Annotated in this window: 18 protein-coding genes; 7 read left to right on the top strand and 11 right to left on the bottom strand. The window is 71.6% G+C overall.

Features of this window, described 5'->3' with window-relative positions:
* Nucleotides 1-42 precede the first annotated feature (42 nt).
* Entirely contained in the window at nucleotides 43-1,098 is a 1,056-nt protein-coding gene (locus Q0Z83_RS52975; protein WP_317791160.1) for a class I SAM-dependent methyltransferase, read from the top strand.
* 115 nt (nucleotides 1,099-1,213) lie between these two features.
* Here Q0Z83_RS52975 and Q0Z83_RS52970 read toward each other — a convergent pair whose 3' ends face one another.
* Nucleotides 1,214-1,432 carry an HXXEE domain-containing protein gene (locus Q0Z83_RS52970; protein WP_317791159.1) on the bottom strand — a complete coding sequence of 73 codons (219 nt, stop codon included), beginning with the start codon at nucleotides 1,430-1,432 and terminating at the stop codon, nucleotides 1,214-1,216.
* Between the two features lie 184 nt (nucleotides 1,433-1,616).
* On the opposite strand from Q0Z83_RS52970, the gene Q0Z83_RS52965 reads away from it, so the two are divergent.
* Nucleotides 1,617-2,120 carry a hypothetical protein gene (locus Q0Z83_RS52965; protein WP_317791158.1) on the top strand — a complete coding sequence of 168 codons (504 nt, stop codon included), beginning with the start codon at nucleotides 1,617-1,619 and terminating at the stop codon, nucleotides 2,118-2,120.
* Between the two features lie 135 nt (nucleotides 2,121-2,255).
* Here Q0Z83_RS52965 and Q0Z83_RS52960 read toward each other — a convergent pair whose 3' ends face one another.
* Both Q0Z83_RS52960 and Q0Z83_RS52955 read right to left on the bottom strand, forming a co-directional pair.
* Nucleotides 2,256-2,663, bottom strand: a complete 408-nt coding sequence (locus Q0Z83_RS52960) for a VOC family protein (RefSeq protein WP_317791157.1) — start codon at nucleotides 2,661-2,663, stop codon at nucleotides 2,256-2,258.
* A 157-nt stretch (nucleotides 2,664-2,820) separates the two neighbouring features.
* Entirely contained in the window at nucleotides 2,821-3,612 is a 792-nt protein-coding gene (locus tag Q0Z83_RS52955) for an AraC family transcriptional regulator (RefSeq protein WP_317791156.1), read from the bottom strand.
* Between the two features lie 45 nt (nucleotides 3,613-3,657).
* Here Q0Z83_RS52955 and Q0Z83_RS52950 point away from each other — a divergent pair, with 45 nt between their 5' ends.
* Entirely contained in the window at nucleotides 3,658-4,767 is a 1,110-nt protein-coding gene (locus tag Q0Z83_RS52950) for an FAD-dependent monooxygenase (protein ID WP_317791155.1), read from the top strand.
* Here Q0Z83_RS52950 and Q0Z83_RS52945 read toward each other — a convergent pair.
* The 5 genes from Q0Z83_RS52945 to Q0Z83_RS52925 all read right to left on the bottom strand — a co-directional run bounded on the left by Q0Z83_RS52945 (nucleotide 4,764) and on the right by Q0Z83_RS52925 (nucleotide 9,519).
* Nucleotides 4,764-5,390: a response regulator gene (locus tag Q0Z83_RS52945; protein WP_317791154.1), complete on the bottom strand. Its 627-nt coding sequence runs from the start codon at nucleotides 5,388-5,390 to the stop codon at nucleotides 4,764-4,766. The two genes, Q0Z83_RS52950 and Q0Z83_RS52945, sit on opposite strands and share 4 nt — an antisense overlap.
* Nucleotides 5,387-6,655 carry a sensor histidine kinase gene (locus Q0Z83_RS52940; protein ID WP_317791153.1) on the bottom strand — a complete coding sequence of 423 codons (1,269 nt, stop codon included), beginning with the start codon at nucleotides 6,653-6,655 and terminating at the stop codon, nucleotides 5,387-5,389. The genes Q0Z83_RS52945 and Q0Z83_RS52940 overlap by 4 nt, the downstream gene beginning before the upstream one ends.
* A gap of 2 nt (nucleotides 6,656-6,657) precedes the next feature.
* The gene (locus tag Q0Z83_RS52935; RefSeq protein WP_317791152.1) at nucleotides 6,658-7,398 is read right to left on the bottom strand and encodes an ABC transporter permease; all 741 of its coding nucleotides are present in this window, start codon (nucleotides 7,396-7,398) and stop codon (nucleotides 6,658-6,660) included.
* A gap of 5 nt (nucleotides 7,399-7,403) precedes the next feature.
* Complete coding sequence (locus Q0Z83_RS52930) at nucleotides 7,404-8,297, bottom strand: ABC transporter ATP-binding protein (RefSeq protein ID WP_317791151.1); 894 nt, start codon at nucleotides 8,295-8,297, stop codon at nucleotides 7,404-7,406.
* Nucleotides 8,298-8,379: 82 nt separating this feature from the next.
* Nucleotides 8,380-9,519: a glycosyltransferase gene (locus tag Q0Z83_RS52925; protein WP_317791150.1), complete on the bottom strand. Its 1,140-nt coding sequence runs from the start codon at nucleotides 9,517-9,519 to the stop codon at nucleotides 8,380-8,382.
* 120 nt (nucleotides 9,520-9,639) lie between these two features.
* Here Q0Z83_RS52925 and Q0Z83_RS52920 point away from each other — a divergent pair, with 120 nt between their 5' ends.
* On the top strand, nucleotides 9,640-10,068 hold the full coding sequence (locus tag Q0Z83_RS52920; protein WP_317791149.1) for an SRPBCC family protein: 429 nt from the start codon (nucleotides 9,640-9,642) through the stop codon (nucleotides 10,066-10,068).
* Here Q0Z83_RS52920 and Q0Z83_RS52915 read toward each other — a convergent pair.
* A complete protein-coding gene (locus Q0Z83_RS52915) occupies nucleotides 10,059-11,621 on the bottom strand; it encodes a phytoene desaturase family protein (RefSeq protein ID WP_317791148.1) in 1,563 nt (520 codons plus the stop codon). The two genes, Q0Z83_RS52920 and Q0Z83_RS52915, sit on opposite strands and share 10 nt — an antisense overlap.
* Nucleotides 11,622-11,702: 81 nt before the next feature.
* On the opposite strand from Q0Z83_RS52915, the gene Q0Z83_RS52910 reads away from it, so the two are divergent.
* Nucleotides 11,703-12,167, top strand: a complete 465-nt coding sequence (locus Q0Z83_RS52910) for an SRPBCC family protein (protein WP_317791147.1) — start codon at nucleotides 11,703-11,705, stop codon at nucleotides 12,165-12,167.
* Between the two features lie 241 nt (nucleotides 12,168-12,408).
* Here Q0Z83_RS52910 and Q0Z83_RS52905 read toward each other — a convergent pair whose 3' ends face one another.
* Nucleotides 12,409-13,659, bottom strand: a complete 1,251-nt coding sequence (locus Q0Z83_RS52905; protein WP_317791146.1) for a hypothetical protein — start codon at nucleotides 13,657-13,659, stop codon at nucleotides 12,409-12,411.
* 118 nt (nucleotides 13,660-13,777) lie between these two features.
* Between Q0Z83_RS52905 and Q0Z83_RS52900 the strand changes: the two genes are divergently transcribed.
* Entirely contained in the window at nucleotides 13,778-13,987 is a 210-nt protein-coding gene (locus Q0Z83_RS52900; RefSeq protein ID WP_317791145.1) for a hypothetical protein, read from the top strand.
* A 79-nt stretch (nucleotides 13,988-14,066) separates the two neighbouring features.
* Here the strand turns inward: Q0Z83_RS52900 and Q0Z83_RS52895 are convergent, their stop codons facing one another.
* Nucleotides 14,067-14,462: a hypothetical protein gene (locus tag Q0Z83_RS52895; RefSeq protein ID WP_378079129.1), complete on the bottom strand. Its 396-nt coding sequence runs from the start codon at nucleotides 14,460-14,462 to the stop codon at nucleotides 14,067-14,069.
* Here Q0Z83_RS52895 and Q0Z83_RS56030 point away from each other — a divergent pair.
* Nucleotides 14,388-15,170 (top strand): DUF6401 family natural product biosynthesis protein, encoded by a 783-nt coding sequence (locus Q0Z83_RS56030; RefSeq protein WP_378079124.1) that lies wholly within the window; start codon nucleotides 14,388-14,390, stop codon nucleotides 15,168-15,170. The genes Q0Z83_RS52895 and Q0Z83_RS56030 overlap by 75 nt on opposite strands.
* Nucleotides 15,171-15,199 lie beyond the last annotated feature (29 nt).

The following is a 15,199-nucleotide window of genomic DNA, read 5'->3' as shown; positions in this document are numbered from 1 at the left end:
ACACCGATTCCGGACGGCCGTACCCCTTCTAGAAAGAGAGGCATGACAGTCAACGAAGCGAAACTGATGGAATTCGTGCACAGATTCGTCGGGGATCTGGGCGCCACCATGGCCGCCGGCGGCATCGTGATCGGCGACCGGCTCGGCCTCTACCGTGCCCTGGCCGAGGCCCCAGCCCTGCCCGAGGAACTGGCCGAACGCACCGGGACGGCGGCCCGCTACGTCGAGGAGTGGCTGCGTGGGCAGGCGGCCGGCGGCTACGTCGAGTACGACGCGCCGACCGGTCGCTACTCGCTCACTCCGGAGCAGGCGTTCGCGCTCACCGACCCGGACGGGCCGATCTTCGCGCCCGGCGCGTTCCAGTTGGCGCTCGGCGCGCTCCGGGCCGAACCGCGGATCGTCGCGGCGTTCCGGACCGGCGAGGGCCTCGGCTGGGGTGAGCACGACGAGGACGTGTTCACCGGGTGTGAGCGGTTCTTCCGGCCCGGATACAGCGCGCACCTGATCGCCGAGTGGCTGCCCGCCCTCGACGGTGTCGTCGAGCGACTGGAGGCCGGGGCGCGGGTCGCCGACGTCGGCTGCGGGCACGGGGCGTCGACGGTGCTGATGGCGCGGGCGTATCCGAAGTCGGTCTTCACCGGTTCGGACCGCCATCACGGGTCGGTCGACCAGGCCCGCAAACGGGCCGCCGACGCCGGTCTCGACGGTCGGGTCAGCTTCGAGAACGCCGGGGCGCAGGGCTTCGGCGGCGGGCCGTACTCCCTGGTCACCACTTTCGACGCGCTGCACGACATGGGTGATCCGCTCGGCGCGGCCCGGCACGTCCATTCGCAGCTCACCCCGGACGGCGCCTGGATGATCGTCGAACCGGCGGCCGGCGCGACGGTCACCGACAACCTCAACCCGGTCGGGCGGGTCTACTACTCGTTCTCCGCGTTCCTGTGCGTGCCGAGCGCCCTCTCCCAGGACGGTGGCTATTCACTGGGCGCCCAGGCCGGCGAGGAACCGATCCGCCGCCTGGTCACCGACGCGGGCTTCACCCGCTTCCGGCGCGTCGCCGAAACCCCGTTCAACAACGTCTTCGAGGCAAGACCCTGATCCGGTACGCCGTGCGCCGCCCACCGACCGCACCTACGGCGTCCCGCCGGCACACCGCGAGGGGGCTGCGGCTCACGACCGAAACGCGACCGCCGGGCTGAAACCCGGCGGGCCGTCAAAGCCGGCGGGACAAGACCTGGGCCAGGACGGTCAGGGCCACGGCGGCCACCGCCACCACGACGACGGTGCGGGTGGGGACCGGGGCCGGACGGAGGTGACGCCGGGTGAGGATCGCGTACGGCACGACCAGCACGACCGCCGTCACCAGGCCGGGGACGTAGCCGCGCACCAGCAACGCCTGTCCGACATGGACCACCCCGTGCCACCCGAACACCAGGTCGCGGTCAGCACCTCCTCCACGTCGTGGGTCGCCCAGGTGAGGAAGAGTCCGTAACAGACCAGCCGTCGGGACATGCCAGTGATCGTCACAGGATGCAACGACGACGGAAAGGGGTAGGTAAGAATGCTGACGGCCGCCGGTTGCCTCGGCCGGCCGACCGGAAGAAAGGGAAAAGCGCGTGACGGATCGACCGCTCTATGCCGAACTGGGGTTCACCGACGCCGAATGGGGGCTGCTCACCGGCCTGCCGCAGTCGGTGCTGACCGCCGCCAGTGCCGCCAGCCCGGACAGCGCGCGCAAGACCCGGGCCGAGAGCGCGGCCGGGCTGGACCGGATCTCGGACGCCCGGTCGTCGGCGAGCCCGCTGGTCGCGGCGGTCGCCACGGCCGCGGTCGCCGAGGCCGGTGACCCGGAGATCGGCGAGGAGCCGCCGGTGATCCAGCCGGGCGACCCGGCCGGGTACGCGGCGGACGTCGTCGCCCGGGCCGGAGAGGTGGCGGCGCTGCTGGCCGCGAAGGCGTCCCCGGCCGACGCCGAGACCTACAAGCACTGGCTCGTGGAGATCGCCGACGAGGTGGTGGGCGCGGCCTCCACCGGCGGTGTCCTCGGCATCGGCGGCGAAACGGTCACCGAGAGCGAGCGTACGTTCCGCGACCAGCTGGCCAAGGCCCTGGCCCGCTGAATGGGGTCGTCACCGCTGTCTCAGCGGGCCTGGGACAGCGGTGACCAACGGCTTCCGCCCGAGAGGCGCCTTGGTGGGCGGGAGTGTCGCCCGCCTCGCGGGGACAGCCACGGGACTTTGGACAGCCGTACCGAATCAAAGGTTTTCTCCGCGGTATGTACCGAAATGCCAGAGGTTGCCCTCGGGATCGCGCGCCGTGAAATCGTGTGATCCGTAGTCGGTGGTGAAGGGCTCGCGGATGATCTCGGCCCCGGCGGCGGCCGCGCGGGCGTGCAACGCCTCGATGTCGTCGGCGACGACGTAGGCGCCGAACGTTCCCGGTTTGAGGTTCCACGGGTCGTCCGGGTCGTCGCGGGTCGAGCCGAGCATGATGCCGCCGCCGAGGGGCCAGCGGAGTTCGGCGTGCGCGACGCGATCGCCCTCGCCGTGGACGGCCGTCGCGACGAATCCGAACGCGTCGGACAGGAAGCTGATCAGGGCACGGGCGTCGGTGGCCCGCAACGTCGGCCACACCTGCGGTGGCGGGGTCGTCTTGTCGGTCATGACCCCATCGTCGGCGGGCGGCGGCGGATCAGGCTTGGAGAAAACCGAACTCGTCGGCGGACGGCCGCGGATCAGGCCTGGACGAAACCGAACTCGTCGGCGGACGGCCGCGGATCAGGCCTGGACGAAACCGAACTCGTCGGCGGACGGCCGCGGATCAGGCCTGGACGAAACCGAACTCGTCGGCCAGCCAGCGCGACGGGGCGCAGCCGGCGAACGCCTGGAAGTCGCGGACCAGGTGGGACTGGTCGGCATAGCCGTGCGCGGCGGCCACGTCGGCGAGCCGGACACCGGGCCGGACCGCACGGCGAGCCCGGTCGAATCGGGCGATCCGGGCGGCCTCCTTGGGCCGGATGCCGAGTTCGGCGCGGAACCGGTCGGTCAGATGACGTCCGCTCCAGCCGATCCGCTCGGCCGCCTCAGCGACCGGCACACCGTCGCTGACCAGGTGGAACGCGTGCGTCACGAGCTCCGGGCCGGTGCTGTCGCGCAGCCGCCCGCCGAGCGCCCGGTCGAGGACGGCGAATCGGGCCGGCCAGTCCGGCGCCTCGGACAGCCGTTCCCGGACCTCCTCGACGAACACCCGACCGAAGACGGCGGCGGCGTCCACGTCGAGGTTCGCCACTTCCGCGGCGGGCCGCCCGAGCAGTGCCCGGCAGCCTTCCGGCCGGACCGCCACCTGCACTCCGGACTGGCTGCCGTCGTGGCTGATCAGGGCCGGGGTGAGGTGCAAGCCGCCGAGGAGCGCACGGTACCGCCCGGGAGCCTGTCCCGGATCGGGATGGGCGGCGATGACCAGAGGATCGTCCAGCGTGAAGATCAGTGTGAGATAGGGCGACGGCAGGCCCCGGTGAGTGGCCGGGGCGAGACCGCGCTGCCGGTAGCCGGAGTAGAACGCGACGTGCGGGCGCAGCACCGGGGCCGGGCGGGCGTGCGCGTACTCGTCCATCCCCCGAGTCTGCCCGGAGTCACCGTCGAGTGCGACGATTCGGGGATGCCGTACGCAGTCGTGATCGGAGCCGGAATCGGCGGGCTCGCCACCGCGGTGGCGTTACGCCGACGGGATTGGGACGTGACGGTGCTGGAGCGGGCCGCCGCCCTCGAACCGGTGGGCGCCGGTCTGGCCGTCGCCCCGAACGCGTTGCGGGTCCTGGACGCCCTCGGTGTCGGCGGACGGATCCGGGAGCTGTCCGGCCTCCAGGGGGCGGCCGGCATCCAGCGTCCGGACGGGCGATGGATCACCCGGACCGACGCCACGAAAGCCGCCGAACGCTACGGCGAGCCGGTGATCATCGTGCACCGGGCCACCCTGATGGAGACGCTCGCCGACGCTCTCGAACCCGGCACGATCCGGCTGGGCGAGCCGGCCGACGACGTCGACCCGGCGACCGGTGAGGTGGTCACCGCGGGCGGGCCGGTCACCGCCGATCTGGTGGTCGCGGCCGACGGACTGCATTCAGCGGTACGGGCGAAGCTGTTCCCGGCTCATCCCGGGCCGGTGTACACGGGCGTGACGAGTTGGCGGATCGTCGTCCCGCATCCGGGTGGCACCGTCCGACCCGCCGAGACCTGGGGTGACGGCAAGGTGTTCGGGGTGGCGCTGCTCGGCGACGGACGGGTCTACGCCTACGCGACCGCGCCCGCCCCGGCCGGCGCCCGGGCACCCGCGGAGATCGACGAGATGCTGCGTCTCTTCGGCACCTGGCACGAGCCGATCCCGTCGCTGATCAGGTCGGCCACCGAGGCGGTCCGCACCGACATCAGATGTCTCGACGAGTCGCTGCCCCGGTTCCACTCCGGTCGGGTGGCGCTGCTCGGCGACGCCGCCCACGCCATGACACCCAACCTGGGGCAGGGCGCCTGCCAGGCCCTGGAGGACGCGCTGGTGCTGGCCCGGCACGCGGAGGATCTGCCCGGTTATTCGGCGGCGCGGGTGGCCCGTACCACCGAGATCGCCCGTGCCTCGCGGCGGATCGGCCGCGTCGCCGGCCTGAGCAACCCGGTCGCCGCGTTTCTCCGCAACACCGCCATGTCGCTGGCCGGCCGTTTCGGGCCGGACACCGTGCTGCGCCAGATGGACCCGATCCTCAGTTGGCGCCCCTAGTCGCGGCGGATCAGGCCCTGCTCGATGGCGGTGGCGACGGCCGCGGCCCGGTCCCGGACGCCGAGTTTGGCGTAGGCGTGCAGCAGGTGGGTCTTGACCGTGGCCTCGCTGATGAAGAGGCGTTTCGCGGTCTCCCGGTTGGAGCAGCCGCGGGCGATCAGGGTGAGCACCTCGATCTCGCGCTGACTGAGCGGCTCCTTGGCCGGTGACCGGAGCCGACCCATGAGCCGGCCGGCGACCGCCGGGGAGAGCACCGACTCCCCGCGGTGGGCGGCCACGACGGCGCGGAACAGTTCCTCACGCGGGGTGTCCTTGAGCAGGTACCCGGTGGCACCGGCCTTGATCGCGGGTAGCACGTCGCTGTCGGTGTCGTAGGTGGTCAGCACCAGGACGCGGGCGGCCGAGCCGCGGGCCTTCAGCTCCCGGATCGTGGTGACGCCGTCCATCACCGGCATCCGCAGGTCCATCAGGACCACGTCCGGGGTGAGCGCCTCGGTGACCGCCAGGGCCTCCCGGCCGTCGCCCGCCTCGCCGAGCACGGTGAACCTGTCGTCGCCGGCGAACATGCCGCGCAGGCCGTCCCGGACCACCGGGTGATCGTCCACGATGACGACCCTGATCATGCGGTCCCTCCTAGGGCCAGTGCCGGTACGCAGGCGGAGACGGCGGTGCCGCCACCGGGTTCGGACTCGACCTCGAGGGTGCCGGCGACCCGGGTGAGGCGTTCCCGCATGGCGCGCAGACCGTATCCACCCTCGTCGGTCACCTCGCGGGGGGCGTCCGGGTCGAAGCCGGCCCCGTCGTCGCGGACGTCGAGCGTCACCACGTCCTCCATGTAGGACAGCGTCAGACCGACCCGGCCGGCGGCGGCGTGCTTGGCCACGTTCGCGAGAGCCTCCTGGGCGGTACGCAGCAGGGTCGTCTCGATCTCCGGCAGCAGCGGCCGGGCCATCCCGGTGGTGGTCAGGTCGGCGCGGACACCGTGCAGCTCGGACCAGCTCGTCAGCACCTCGCCGATGGCCTCCGGCAGGCGGGCCGCGTCCAGATGCTGGGGCCGTAGCGCCTGCACCGAGCGACGGGCCTCGGCCAGGCTCTCCCGGGCGAGACGTTTCGCGGCGGCCAGGTGCCGGTCGCGGTCGCCGGGGTGAGCCTCGGCCGCCTCCAGCTGGGTGACGATGCCGGTGAGTCCCTGGGCCAGCACGTCGTGGATCTCGCCGGCCATCCGCTGCCGTTCATTGTGGACGCCCGCCTCGTGCGCCTGCACCAGGAGCTGGGCGTGCAGTCCGGCATTCTCCTGGAGGGCGGCGGCGAGTTTGGCGTTGGCCTCGGCGAGCTGGTCGATCCGGCGGACCCGGGTGTCGGCCTCCCGCTCGTCCCGCAGGGTCACCCAGGTCATGATCCCGGCGATCAGCAGGTTGCAGGCCAGCACCGCGAGGTAGATGACGTACCCGTCGTCCTCGTCGGTGAAGGTGTCCCAGCCGCCGATCTGCGACATCGCGTTGATCGCGGCGACCGGGACGACGCCGAACAGCTGCCACCGGCCGGGCAGGGCGTAACCGAGGAAGATGTAGCCGGTCCAGGTGAAGACGCCGAACAGCGGGCTGCACATCACCAGCGTGAAGTTGAGGCCGAGCAGTCCGACCAGGAAGATCAGCATCAACGGCCGGTGCCGCTGCCAGGCCGGGTGCAGATCCACCCACCAGGCGATCCACAGGGCGGTCACGACGGTGACCGCGGCGGTGGTGCCGAGGCCTTTCTGGGGCAGGCCCTCGACACCCTGGGTGACCACCGACAGCAGCAGCGAGCCGAACAGGGTGCCGTAGGACAGCCAGGTGCGCCAGAGCTCCCGGTTCGCGGCCGGTCCCTCCAGCGCCTCAGGCTTGAACATCGTCACTCCCAGCGGAAGAGCTTGATCGCGGCGGTCCCGCAGATCACCAGGTATCCCACCAGAACCGTAATCGAGAGCAGCTCCGGTGACTGTCCCGTGAGAGCGTCGGTCATCAGATCCTGGCCGGCCGCGAACGGGGTGAAGTCGCCGATCCGCTGCAGTGCCTCCGGCATCAGCTCGCGGGGCGCCCACAGGCCGGCGAAGAACATCAGCGGGAAGAACAGGAACGTACCGATCGCGTTGGCGGTCTTGCCGGTCGGTGCGACCGCGGCCAGCAGCAGGCCGATGGAGAACGCTCCGGCGCAGTTGAGCAGGACGGCGAGCAGGAACAGGGCCGGGTTCTGCGGGAACGGCACGTCGAAGACGAGGATCGCCACCGTGTAGACCAGCACCATCGACACCAGCACGGTGACCAGGTTCATCACCAGCTGGGCGGCGAGCAGGGTGGGCGGCGCCGCCGGAGTGGTGGCGAGCCGGCGCAGGATGCCGCGCTCCCGATAGGTGGCCAGCACCGACGGCAGGCCCTGCAACCCGATGATGCCGATGGCCATGCCGAGGGCGAGTCCGGCGTAGAGGTCGATCACCCGCAGGCCGCCGAGTTCGGGCGGCGCCTCCTGCATGGTCGGCACGTTGCCCAGGATCACCACCAGCAGGATCGGGAAGAGCAGGGTGAAGAAGGCGTAGAGCGGGTCGCGCAGCGTGAGCCGGGACTCGGTGATCGTGATCTTGGTGAAGACGGACATGACGGTCACTCCTTGCCGGTCAGCTGGACGAAGGCGTCGTCGAGAGTGGACTGGTCGAGGGTCAGCTCGGCGGCCACGATGCCGTTGCGGGCGAGCACCGAGACGACCGCGTGCAGCAGATTGCCGGTGCCGACCACCTCGATCCGCGGGCCCTGCCGGCGCAACTCGCGCACCTCGGGCAGCACGGTCAGCAGCTCGTCCTCGATCGGAGTGGACGGCCGGAACCGGATCCGCTGCTCGTTGCCGGTCCGCTCGACCAGTCCGGCCGGAGTGTCCAGGGCCGCCACCGAGCCCTTGTCGATCACCACGATCCGGTCGCAGAGGCGCTCGGCCTCCTCCATGAAGTGGGTGACCAGCAGCAGGGTGACGCCACGGTCGCGGATGCCGGAGATCAGGTCCCAGGTCTCCCGGCGGGCCTGCGGGTCCAGGCCGGTGGTGAGCTCGTCCAGGATCGCGATCTTCGGGTTGCCGATCAGAGCCAGCGCGATCGACAGGCGCTGCTTCTGGCCGCCGGAGAGCTTGCCGAAGCGGGACTTCAGCTTCGGTGCCAGGCCCAGGTCGTCGGCGAGGGCCCGCCAGTCGGCCGGGTTCGGGTAGAACGTGCTGTACAGCTCCAGCGCCTCGCGGACGGTGATCTTGTCCTGGAGCTCGCTCTCCTGCAACTGCACACCGATGACCGACCGCAGCGACCGGTCACCGGCGGGACGTCCGAGGACCGTGATCGATCCCGAGTCGGGGGTGCGCAGGCCGCTGATGCACTCGACGGTGGTGGTCTTGCCGGCGCCGTTCGGGCCGAGGATCCCGAAGATCTCACCGGCCTCGACACTGAAGGACACGTCTCGTACGGCGACGGTCTCGCCGTACCTCTTCGCCAGGTTCTCGACCTCGATGACTGTCATGCATACAGCGTCGCCCGGAGGCCATGGTGCCCGAATCGAACAGCGGGCGACGGATCCGATCCACCGATCGGTTGATGCCGCCCTACACCGGGTCTTCCACCACGGCCGGGGTACGCCGCAGGCTCGCGTAGACCGAGCCGACCTGCGCGGCCACCCGCTTCCACGAGTACGCCTGCCGGGCCCGGTCCAGTGCCGCGGTCGCGTAGGTGAACCGCCGCACCTTGTCGTTGACCAGCCGGCGCAGCGCGCCGCCAAGGGCCCGCGGGTCCCGCTCCGGCACCAGATCGCCGGTCAGGCCGTCGACCACCGTCTCGGTGAGCGAACCGGCCGCCGGGCCGACGATCGGGACGCCACAGGCCATCGCCTCCAGGGCGGCCTGCTCCTCCCAGGGGGTGGCGATCAGCACGTCGGCCGACCGGTACCAGCTCGGCAGCTCCCGGTGCGGCACCGCGCCGACCAGCCGGAACCGGTCGGCCACCTTGAACTGCTCGGCCATCGACTGGAGCAGCCGGGCGCCCGGGTCGCCGGGGAGCCGCTCCGCGGGCGGGCCGCCGACCACCACCACCTCGGCGTCCGGCACGTACCGCATCGCCTGGATGACGTCGCCGAACCCCTTGCGCTCGACCAGCTTGCCGACCGACAGGATGCGGGGGCGCTCCGGGTCACGCTGGACCGCCGGGCCGTCCGGGGTGAACGTCTCGCTGTCCACGCCGGCCGGGACCACGATCAGGCTGGACCGCGGCACGCCGATCCGGACCAGGCCACGGACCTCCTCCTGGGTCTGCGCGACCACCCGGTCCACCGCCCGGCCGAGCGCCCGCTCGTAGCCGGACCGGGACGGGCCGTCCGCGACCTCACCGAACTCGCCCAACTCGTGGAACGACTGGACGACCGGGATGTTCAACTGCCGGGCGGCGGTCACCGCGGCCAGGCCGCTGGTCCAGAAGTGGGCGTGCGCCACGTCCGGCTGCCAGCCGTCGCGCCACTGCTCGCCGAGGATCCGGGCGAACTCCCCCATGTGCGGCAGCACCAGGTCGGACGGCAGCGGGCGGGGCGGGCCGGCCGCGATGTGGACCACGTGCACGCCGCTCGGGGTGACGACCACCTCGGCGACGTCCGGGTCCTCGCGTCGGGTGTAGATCCGGACGTCGTGGCCCAGTTCGGCCAGCGCGGCCGACAGGTCGGCGACGTCAGCGTTCTCGGAGATCATCGCAATGTGCACGGGGTCTCCTCCAGGGCCGGGGTCGGGTACGCGCCAGCAGTTGCCCGACAGCACGAACCGTAAACATGGGCGGACCGTTACGGACTTCGTGAGCAGGGTAAACCGGCTGTCGTGGCTATCGTGGCGCGAACCGTTCAGGCCCCACCCGACCAGGTCTTCGCCGTCCTCGCCGACGGGTGGACGTACAGCGACTGGGTGGTCGGCACCGTGCACATCCGGGACGTCGAACCGCAGTGGCCGGCTCCCGGCTCGAAACTCCACCACAAGGCCGGCCCGTGGCCGCTGTCGTTGCACGACTCGTCGACCGTCCTGGCCTGCTCGCCCGGCCACTCGCTGCGGCTGAACGCCGGGTTGTGGCCGCTCGGCGCGGCCGAGGTCGACATCCGGCTCACCCCGGTCGGCGACGGCGCCACCCGGGTGGAGATCGAGGAGGACTTCACCGAGGGGCCGCTGTTGTGGGTCCGCAACAAACTCAACGACCTGCTGCTGCACCGTCGTAACGTGGAGACCCTGCGCCGACTCGCCGACATCGCCGAACGTCAGCGGTAGATCACCCGGTGGGCGGCGCCGATGACCGCCGGGTAGAGCGGGTTGCCGTGCCGGGCCAGGGCGGCCCGCGCCGCGTTGGCGCCCGGCGCCCCGTGCACCCCGCCGCCCGGATGCGCCGACGAACTGCCCAGGTAGAGCCGGTCGACCGGGGTGTCGGCCCGTCCGATCCCCGGCACCGGCCGCAGGAACAGCTGCTGGAAGGCCGCCGCGGTCCCGCCGCCGAGCGCACCGCCGACCAGCGACGGGTTCTCCCGTTCCATGTCGCCCGGCGCGAACACGTGGCGGGCCACGACCTCACGCCGGAAACCGGGGGCATGCTCCTCGACGACCGCCTCCATCCGTTCGACGTGTTCGGCGATCTCGTCGGCGTGCCAGGACGAGCGGTGCGGCAGGTGGGTGTACGCCCACATCGACTCGGTGCCCTCCGGTGACCGGGTGGCGTCGGCCGTGGTCATCTGCCCCAGGAGCAGGAACGGCTTCGGCGGGATCTCGTCGGACGCGAGATGGGCGGCGTACCGGGTGAGCCCGTTCAGGTCGGCGCCCAGGTGGACGGTGCCGGCGCCGGCCGCGGCCGGGTTCGTCCAGGGCACCTTCGTCCGCACCGCCCAGTCGACCTTGACGGTGGCCCCGTCCCAGCGGAAGTGGGCCATGTCCTCGGTGAGCCGGGACGGCAGCCAGCGGTCGTCGACCAGGTCGCGATAGAGGGCCGGGGCGGGCACGTCGGCGATCACCGCCCGGCGGGCCCGCCAGTTCCGGCCGTCCGCCGTCCGTACCCCCATCGCCTGTCCTCGCGCCACCAGCACCCGGCTCACCGGCGCGTCGTAGACGATCTCGCCGGGGAAACGGCGGACCAGTGCCGACGTCAGCTCCTGCGCCCCGCCGACCGGGACCGGCCAGCCGACCTCCTGACCCAGCATGGCCAGCAGCCAGCCGTAGACGCCGCCGCCCGCCTCCTCCGGCGACAGGTCGGTGTGCAGGGCACAGCCGGCCAGTGCCAGGGCCGCGCCCTCCCCGTCGAACAGCTCCGAACTCAGCTCACGCACCGAGAGCACGAGCCGCCGGGCCAGCCGCAACGCGCCACCGAGCTGGAGCCGCCGGATCAGGCCCACACTGTTACGGACCGGCGGGAACGGCGTGAACAGGGTCTTCAACATCTCGTCGGAGACCGACCGCCAGTCGGTGTAGGCGTTGCGCCACCGGTCGCCGTCTCCGGGCGCGAACTGCTCCATCGACGCGGCGGTCCGATCGATGTCACGGCTGACCGTGGCGGCCCGGCCGTCCGGCAGCAGATGGGTGAACACGTCCGGCGCGTGGGTCCAGCGGACGTCGAGGTCCAGCTGTTTCAGCACCGGGGAGGCGTACCCGAGTGGGTAGAAGGCGCTGAACAGGTCGGAGAGGTAGCCGGGCGCGGTCAGGTGCCCGGAGCGGACCGCTCCGCCCGGTTGCGGGGTGGCCTCCAGCACCCGGACCGTCCATCCGGCGTCGGCCAGCAGGTTCGCCGCGACGAGACCGTTGTGCCCGGCCCCGACGACGATCGCGTCCACGTCGTCCACATTTCGCAAGCTACCCCGTGTTTAGGGCATCCACTCCCGGGCACCCCAGTGATCGTGACAGGCAAGTGAAGGGAGAACCTCGTGAGCACGGTCACCGAGTTCGTTGACGTCAACGTCCCGGTACGCACCGCCTACAACCAGTGGACCCAGTTCGAGGAGTTCCCCCGGTTCATGGAGGGGGTCAGCGAGATCCGCCAGCTCGACGACACCCACACGCACTGGAAGACCGAGATCGCCGGGATCAAGCGCGAGTTCGACGCCGAGATCACCGAGCAGCTGCCCGACGAGCGGGTGGCCTGGCACGCGACCGACGGCGAGAAGCAGGCCGGTGTGGTCACGTTCCACCGGATCGACGACATGCACACCCGCGTCACCGTGCAGATGGACTTCGATCCGCAGGGCTTCATCGAGACCGCGGGCGACAAGCTCGGCGTCATCGACCGCCGGGTGAAGAGCGACCTGCACCGTTTCAAGGAGTTCATCGAGAGCCGCGGCGGCATCGAGACCGGCGCGTGGCGCGGCCAGGTCGACCGGCCCGGCATCTGATCATTCGGCTCATCCAGGAGACGGCCACCCGGTTCGGGTGGCCGTTTCTGGTGTATTGCGGTGGGTATGCAAGGGTCATGACGCCGGCGCGGAACCCTCGGTCACCGCGGGCGAGCGCCCCAGCACCACCGGACATACCGGACCCCATTGATTTCGTACGGCTACGTGAAGCGCCGAACCTACGACGGCCCGGCAGGCGGAACACCGGGCCGAAGCCCGGCCGCCGGGCTGATCCAGTCGGTCACCGCTCAACCCGTCCGGCGCCGACGGCTTCACCGGTGCGGTCCCGGGCCTCCTTCGTGGGCGTCGCGCCGTTCCGTGGCGGACGGCCGGTTCCGGCGGTCGCGCTCCTGGTCGGGTCGTCGGTCACCGGAGCCCGCGACGGCTGCGTGCCGTGGCGCGGACTTCCCGGCACGGCCACCGACCCGTTCGTGTTCGCTTTCGCCCGCCGCGTTCGCCGGTCGCTGAGATCCGGCGTCGATGCGGATCCGGGCCTCCGGGTGGACGATGCCGGCCGTTTCCCGGACGACTTCGGTTGCCCGGTGACCCGCTTCGGCTGCTCGGCGTTCTTCGACTGCCCGGTGCCCTTCGGCTGACCGGCCCGCTTCGGCTGCCCGGTGCCCTTCGGCTTCTCGGCGCCCTTCAGTTGACCGGTGCCCTTCGGCTGCTCGGCGCCCTTCAGCTGACCGGTCCCCTTCGGCTGACCGGCCCTTCTCGGCTGCTCGGCGGGCGGCTCCGGCTGACCGTTGGCCGGGCCGGGCTGCTGGACCACCGGGCCCGGAACGTCCTGGGGGTCGCGGTCCGCCGGGCGCCGGAGCACCAGCGCGCCGATGCCGCCGTCGGCGCGGATCGCGTACCGGTCCAGGGCCTGCCGGAAATCCGACTCCCGCAGCACGGTGCCCGCGGCGGTGCCGTTGTTGGCGAGCCACGGCGTCTCCACCGATCCGGCGCCCTGCGTGAGATGGATCCGCACCGGGGTGCCATACCGCACCGACACCACGGCCGTACCGATCCCGCCGGTGAAGACGACCGGTACCGTCCCGTCCGGCTCCGGCAGCCACACCTCGGCCAGCCCGGCGGCACCGACCTCGACCCGGCGCACCCGGCCGTCCCGCAGGTTGAGCTGCTGTTCTCCCGCCCCCGCCGGAAGGCGGATGTCCCATCGCACGTTCCGGTTCAGGACGATCCGCACCTCGTCCAGCCCGTCCCCGTCGGCCTCGTTCAAGCGCAGCGTGACCCGGCCGTCCCGGCGGCTCACGACCGGCACGACACCCGCGTCGGAGGCGGTGCTGATCCGGTAGAGCAGGCCCGGCAGGCGCGCGAAACGTACCCGTACCCGCGCCGCGGCATCACCCACAGTGAGCCACGCGGCGGTCCGGCCGTCCAGCGGCCCGGCGACCATCCGCTCGTCCGCCACCGGCGCGACAGCCGCCGGAGGCGGCGCGGTCGGCGCCGGCCAGACCATCGCGACGCCCCCCACAGCCAGCGCCACAACCCCGGAGGCGACGACAATTGAGCGACGGAGACGCAAGTCGGTGGGCACCATCGGACAACGGAGAATCGGCCGAACGGGTGACGGCGATCCGCCCATATCGCGCCAGACTTTCCGGGTGCGATCTGTCGGTTTCCTCTCTGAGCGTCAGCGCCGCCTCGCCTGGGTCGGCTTCCTCCTGGCCGCTTTCCAGGCACCCCTGGCAGCGAAGCTGGTCGATGACGCGTCCTGGTTCTTCGCCGTCGTGGTGGCCCTGGTGGTAGCCACCGTGATCATCGCGGACGACGTCGAGCGCCGCCGCCCGGAAACCGTCGACTACTCCGAGTAGCCTTCGGGTCCGCCGCACCTGGTGGCTTCTCCGATCCCGGCCGCGACTCGTGGCCGGGACGTCCGTGTATCCGTCGCCCTTACGTTGAGCCCGGCCGCGACTCGTGGCCGGGACGTCCGTGTGTGCGCCGCCGTTCCTTGAGCCCGGCCTCGTAGAGATGCCGCCGGCCACCGGCGAGCCGGGTCCGCGCCTCCCGCTCGATCTCCCGAAACTCGGCGTAGTACCCGTCGTCGAACTCCTCGACGACCTGGAACGTCCACCGCCCCGGAAGAACGTTGCGCCCGATCAGCTCCCGCTCGATCCGCTCGGCGGTCTCGGTATGCCCCGCCTGCATGAACAGCGAGACGGCCGCATCCAGCGAGAAGTCCGCCATGCCGACGAGCTGGTGCACGCTGTAGAGGTGCCCGCGCACCCGCTCGACGGTCTCCAGCGCCTCGCTGAGCTTCCCGAGCGCCTCGACGGTGACGTCGTCCAGCCCGTCCGGCGGCCGGTGCGCCGCATCCGGCCCGTCGCCGGATTCGGCATCGCCACCAGGTTCCACACCACCGCGAGGTTCCACACCGCCACCTGGTTCCAAAACGCCACCTGGTTCCACACCGCCACCTGGTTCCATGCCGCCGCGAGGTTCCACACCGCCACCAGGTTCCACGCCGCCGCGAGGTTCCACTCTGCCGCCGGATTCGGCACCGCCACCAGGTTCCACGCCGTCGCCACCCATGACCGCTCCTCCCGCTCCGACACCCCCTTTCCCGGCCTCAGCGAGTTCAACCGGTCTGCAACGGTGATGGACCCGTCGGTCACCCTGGGCTCCCTAACGTTTCTTCTCATGAATGGCCTGTTCAGCAACGCCGCCGCCCGCGCTGCTCAGCGCTCCGCCCACGCTTCGCTCGCCGACCTGACCGCCGCTGTCGGCGTGACCGGTCTCGCCGCCGCCCAGGCGAACCCCGGCCTGATGTCGGTGATCGACCAGCACGCCGCCGGTATCCGGGACAGCCTCAACGCCGACTCCCGCCCGCTGACCGCGATCCTGCTCGCGGCCTACGCCGAGGGTGTCCGCGACGCCGCGTTCCAGCACGGTTGGATCGCCCCCGAGGGCGAGATCGACTGGTCCGAGAACGACTGGGTGCTGCGCCGCCTCCTCGCGGTCTGCATGCTGGCCACCACGCTGCCGGCCGCGAACTGACCAAGAGGAGCCACCGCCGACCGCATCCC

Origin of the sequence: Actinoplanes sichuanensis, from assembly GCF_033097365.1 — a bacterium.
GTDB lineage: Bacteria > Actinomycetota > Actinomycetes > Mycobacteriales > Micromonosporaceae > Actinoplanes > Actinoplanes sichuanensis.
Note: the sequence above shows the minus strand (reverse complement) of the source record. Positions and strands in the feature narration are given on the sequence as shown.

Bases quoted from the DNA above. Each gene is read 5' to 3' on its own strand.
- Q0Z83_RS52975 (WP_317791160.1), top strand. From the start codon at position 43: ATGACAGTCAACGAAGCGAAACTGATGGAATTCGTGCACAGATTCGTC.
- Q0Z83_RS52960 (WP_317791157.1), bottom strand. From the start codon at position 2,663: ATGACCGACAAGACGACCCCGCCACCGCAGGTGTGGCCGACGTTGCGG.
- Q0Z83_RS52955 (WP_317791156.1), bottom strand. From the start codon at position 3,612: ATGGACGAGTACGCGCACGCCCGCCCGGCCCCGGTGCTGCGCCCGCAC.
- Q0Z83_RS52950 (WP_317791155.1), top strand. From the start codon at position 3,658: ATGCCGTACGCAGTCGTGATCGGAGCCGGAATCGGCGGGCTCGCCACC.
- Q0Z83_RS52945 (WP_317791154.1), bottom strand. From the start codon at position 5,390: ATGATCAGGGTCGTCATCGTGGACGATCACCCGGTGGTCCGGGACGGC.
- Q0Z83_RS52940 (WP_317791153.1), bottom strand. From the start codon at position 6,655: ATGTTCAAGCCTGAGGCGCTGGAGGGACCGGCCGCGAACCGGGAGCTC.
- Q0Z83_RS52935 (WP_317791152.1), bottom strand. From the start codon at position 7,398: ATGTCCGTCTTCACCAAGATCACGATCACCGAGTCCCGGCTCACGCTG.
- Q0Z83_RS52930 (WP_317791151.1), bottom strand. From the start codon at position 8,297: ATGACAGTCATCGAGGTCGAGAACCTGGCGAAGAGGTACGGCGAGACC.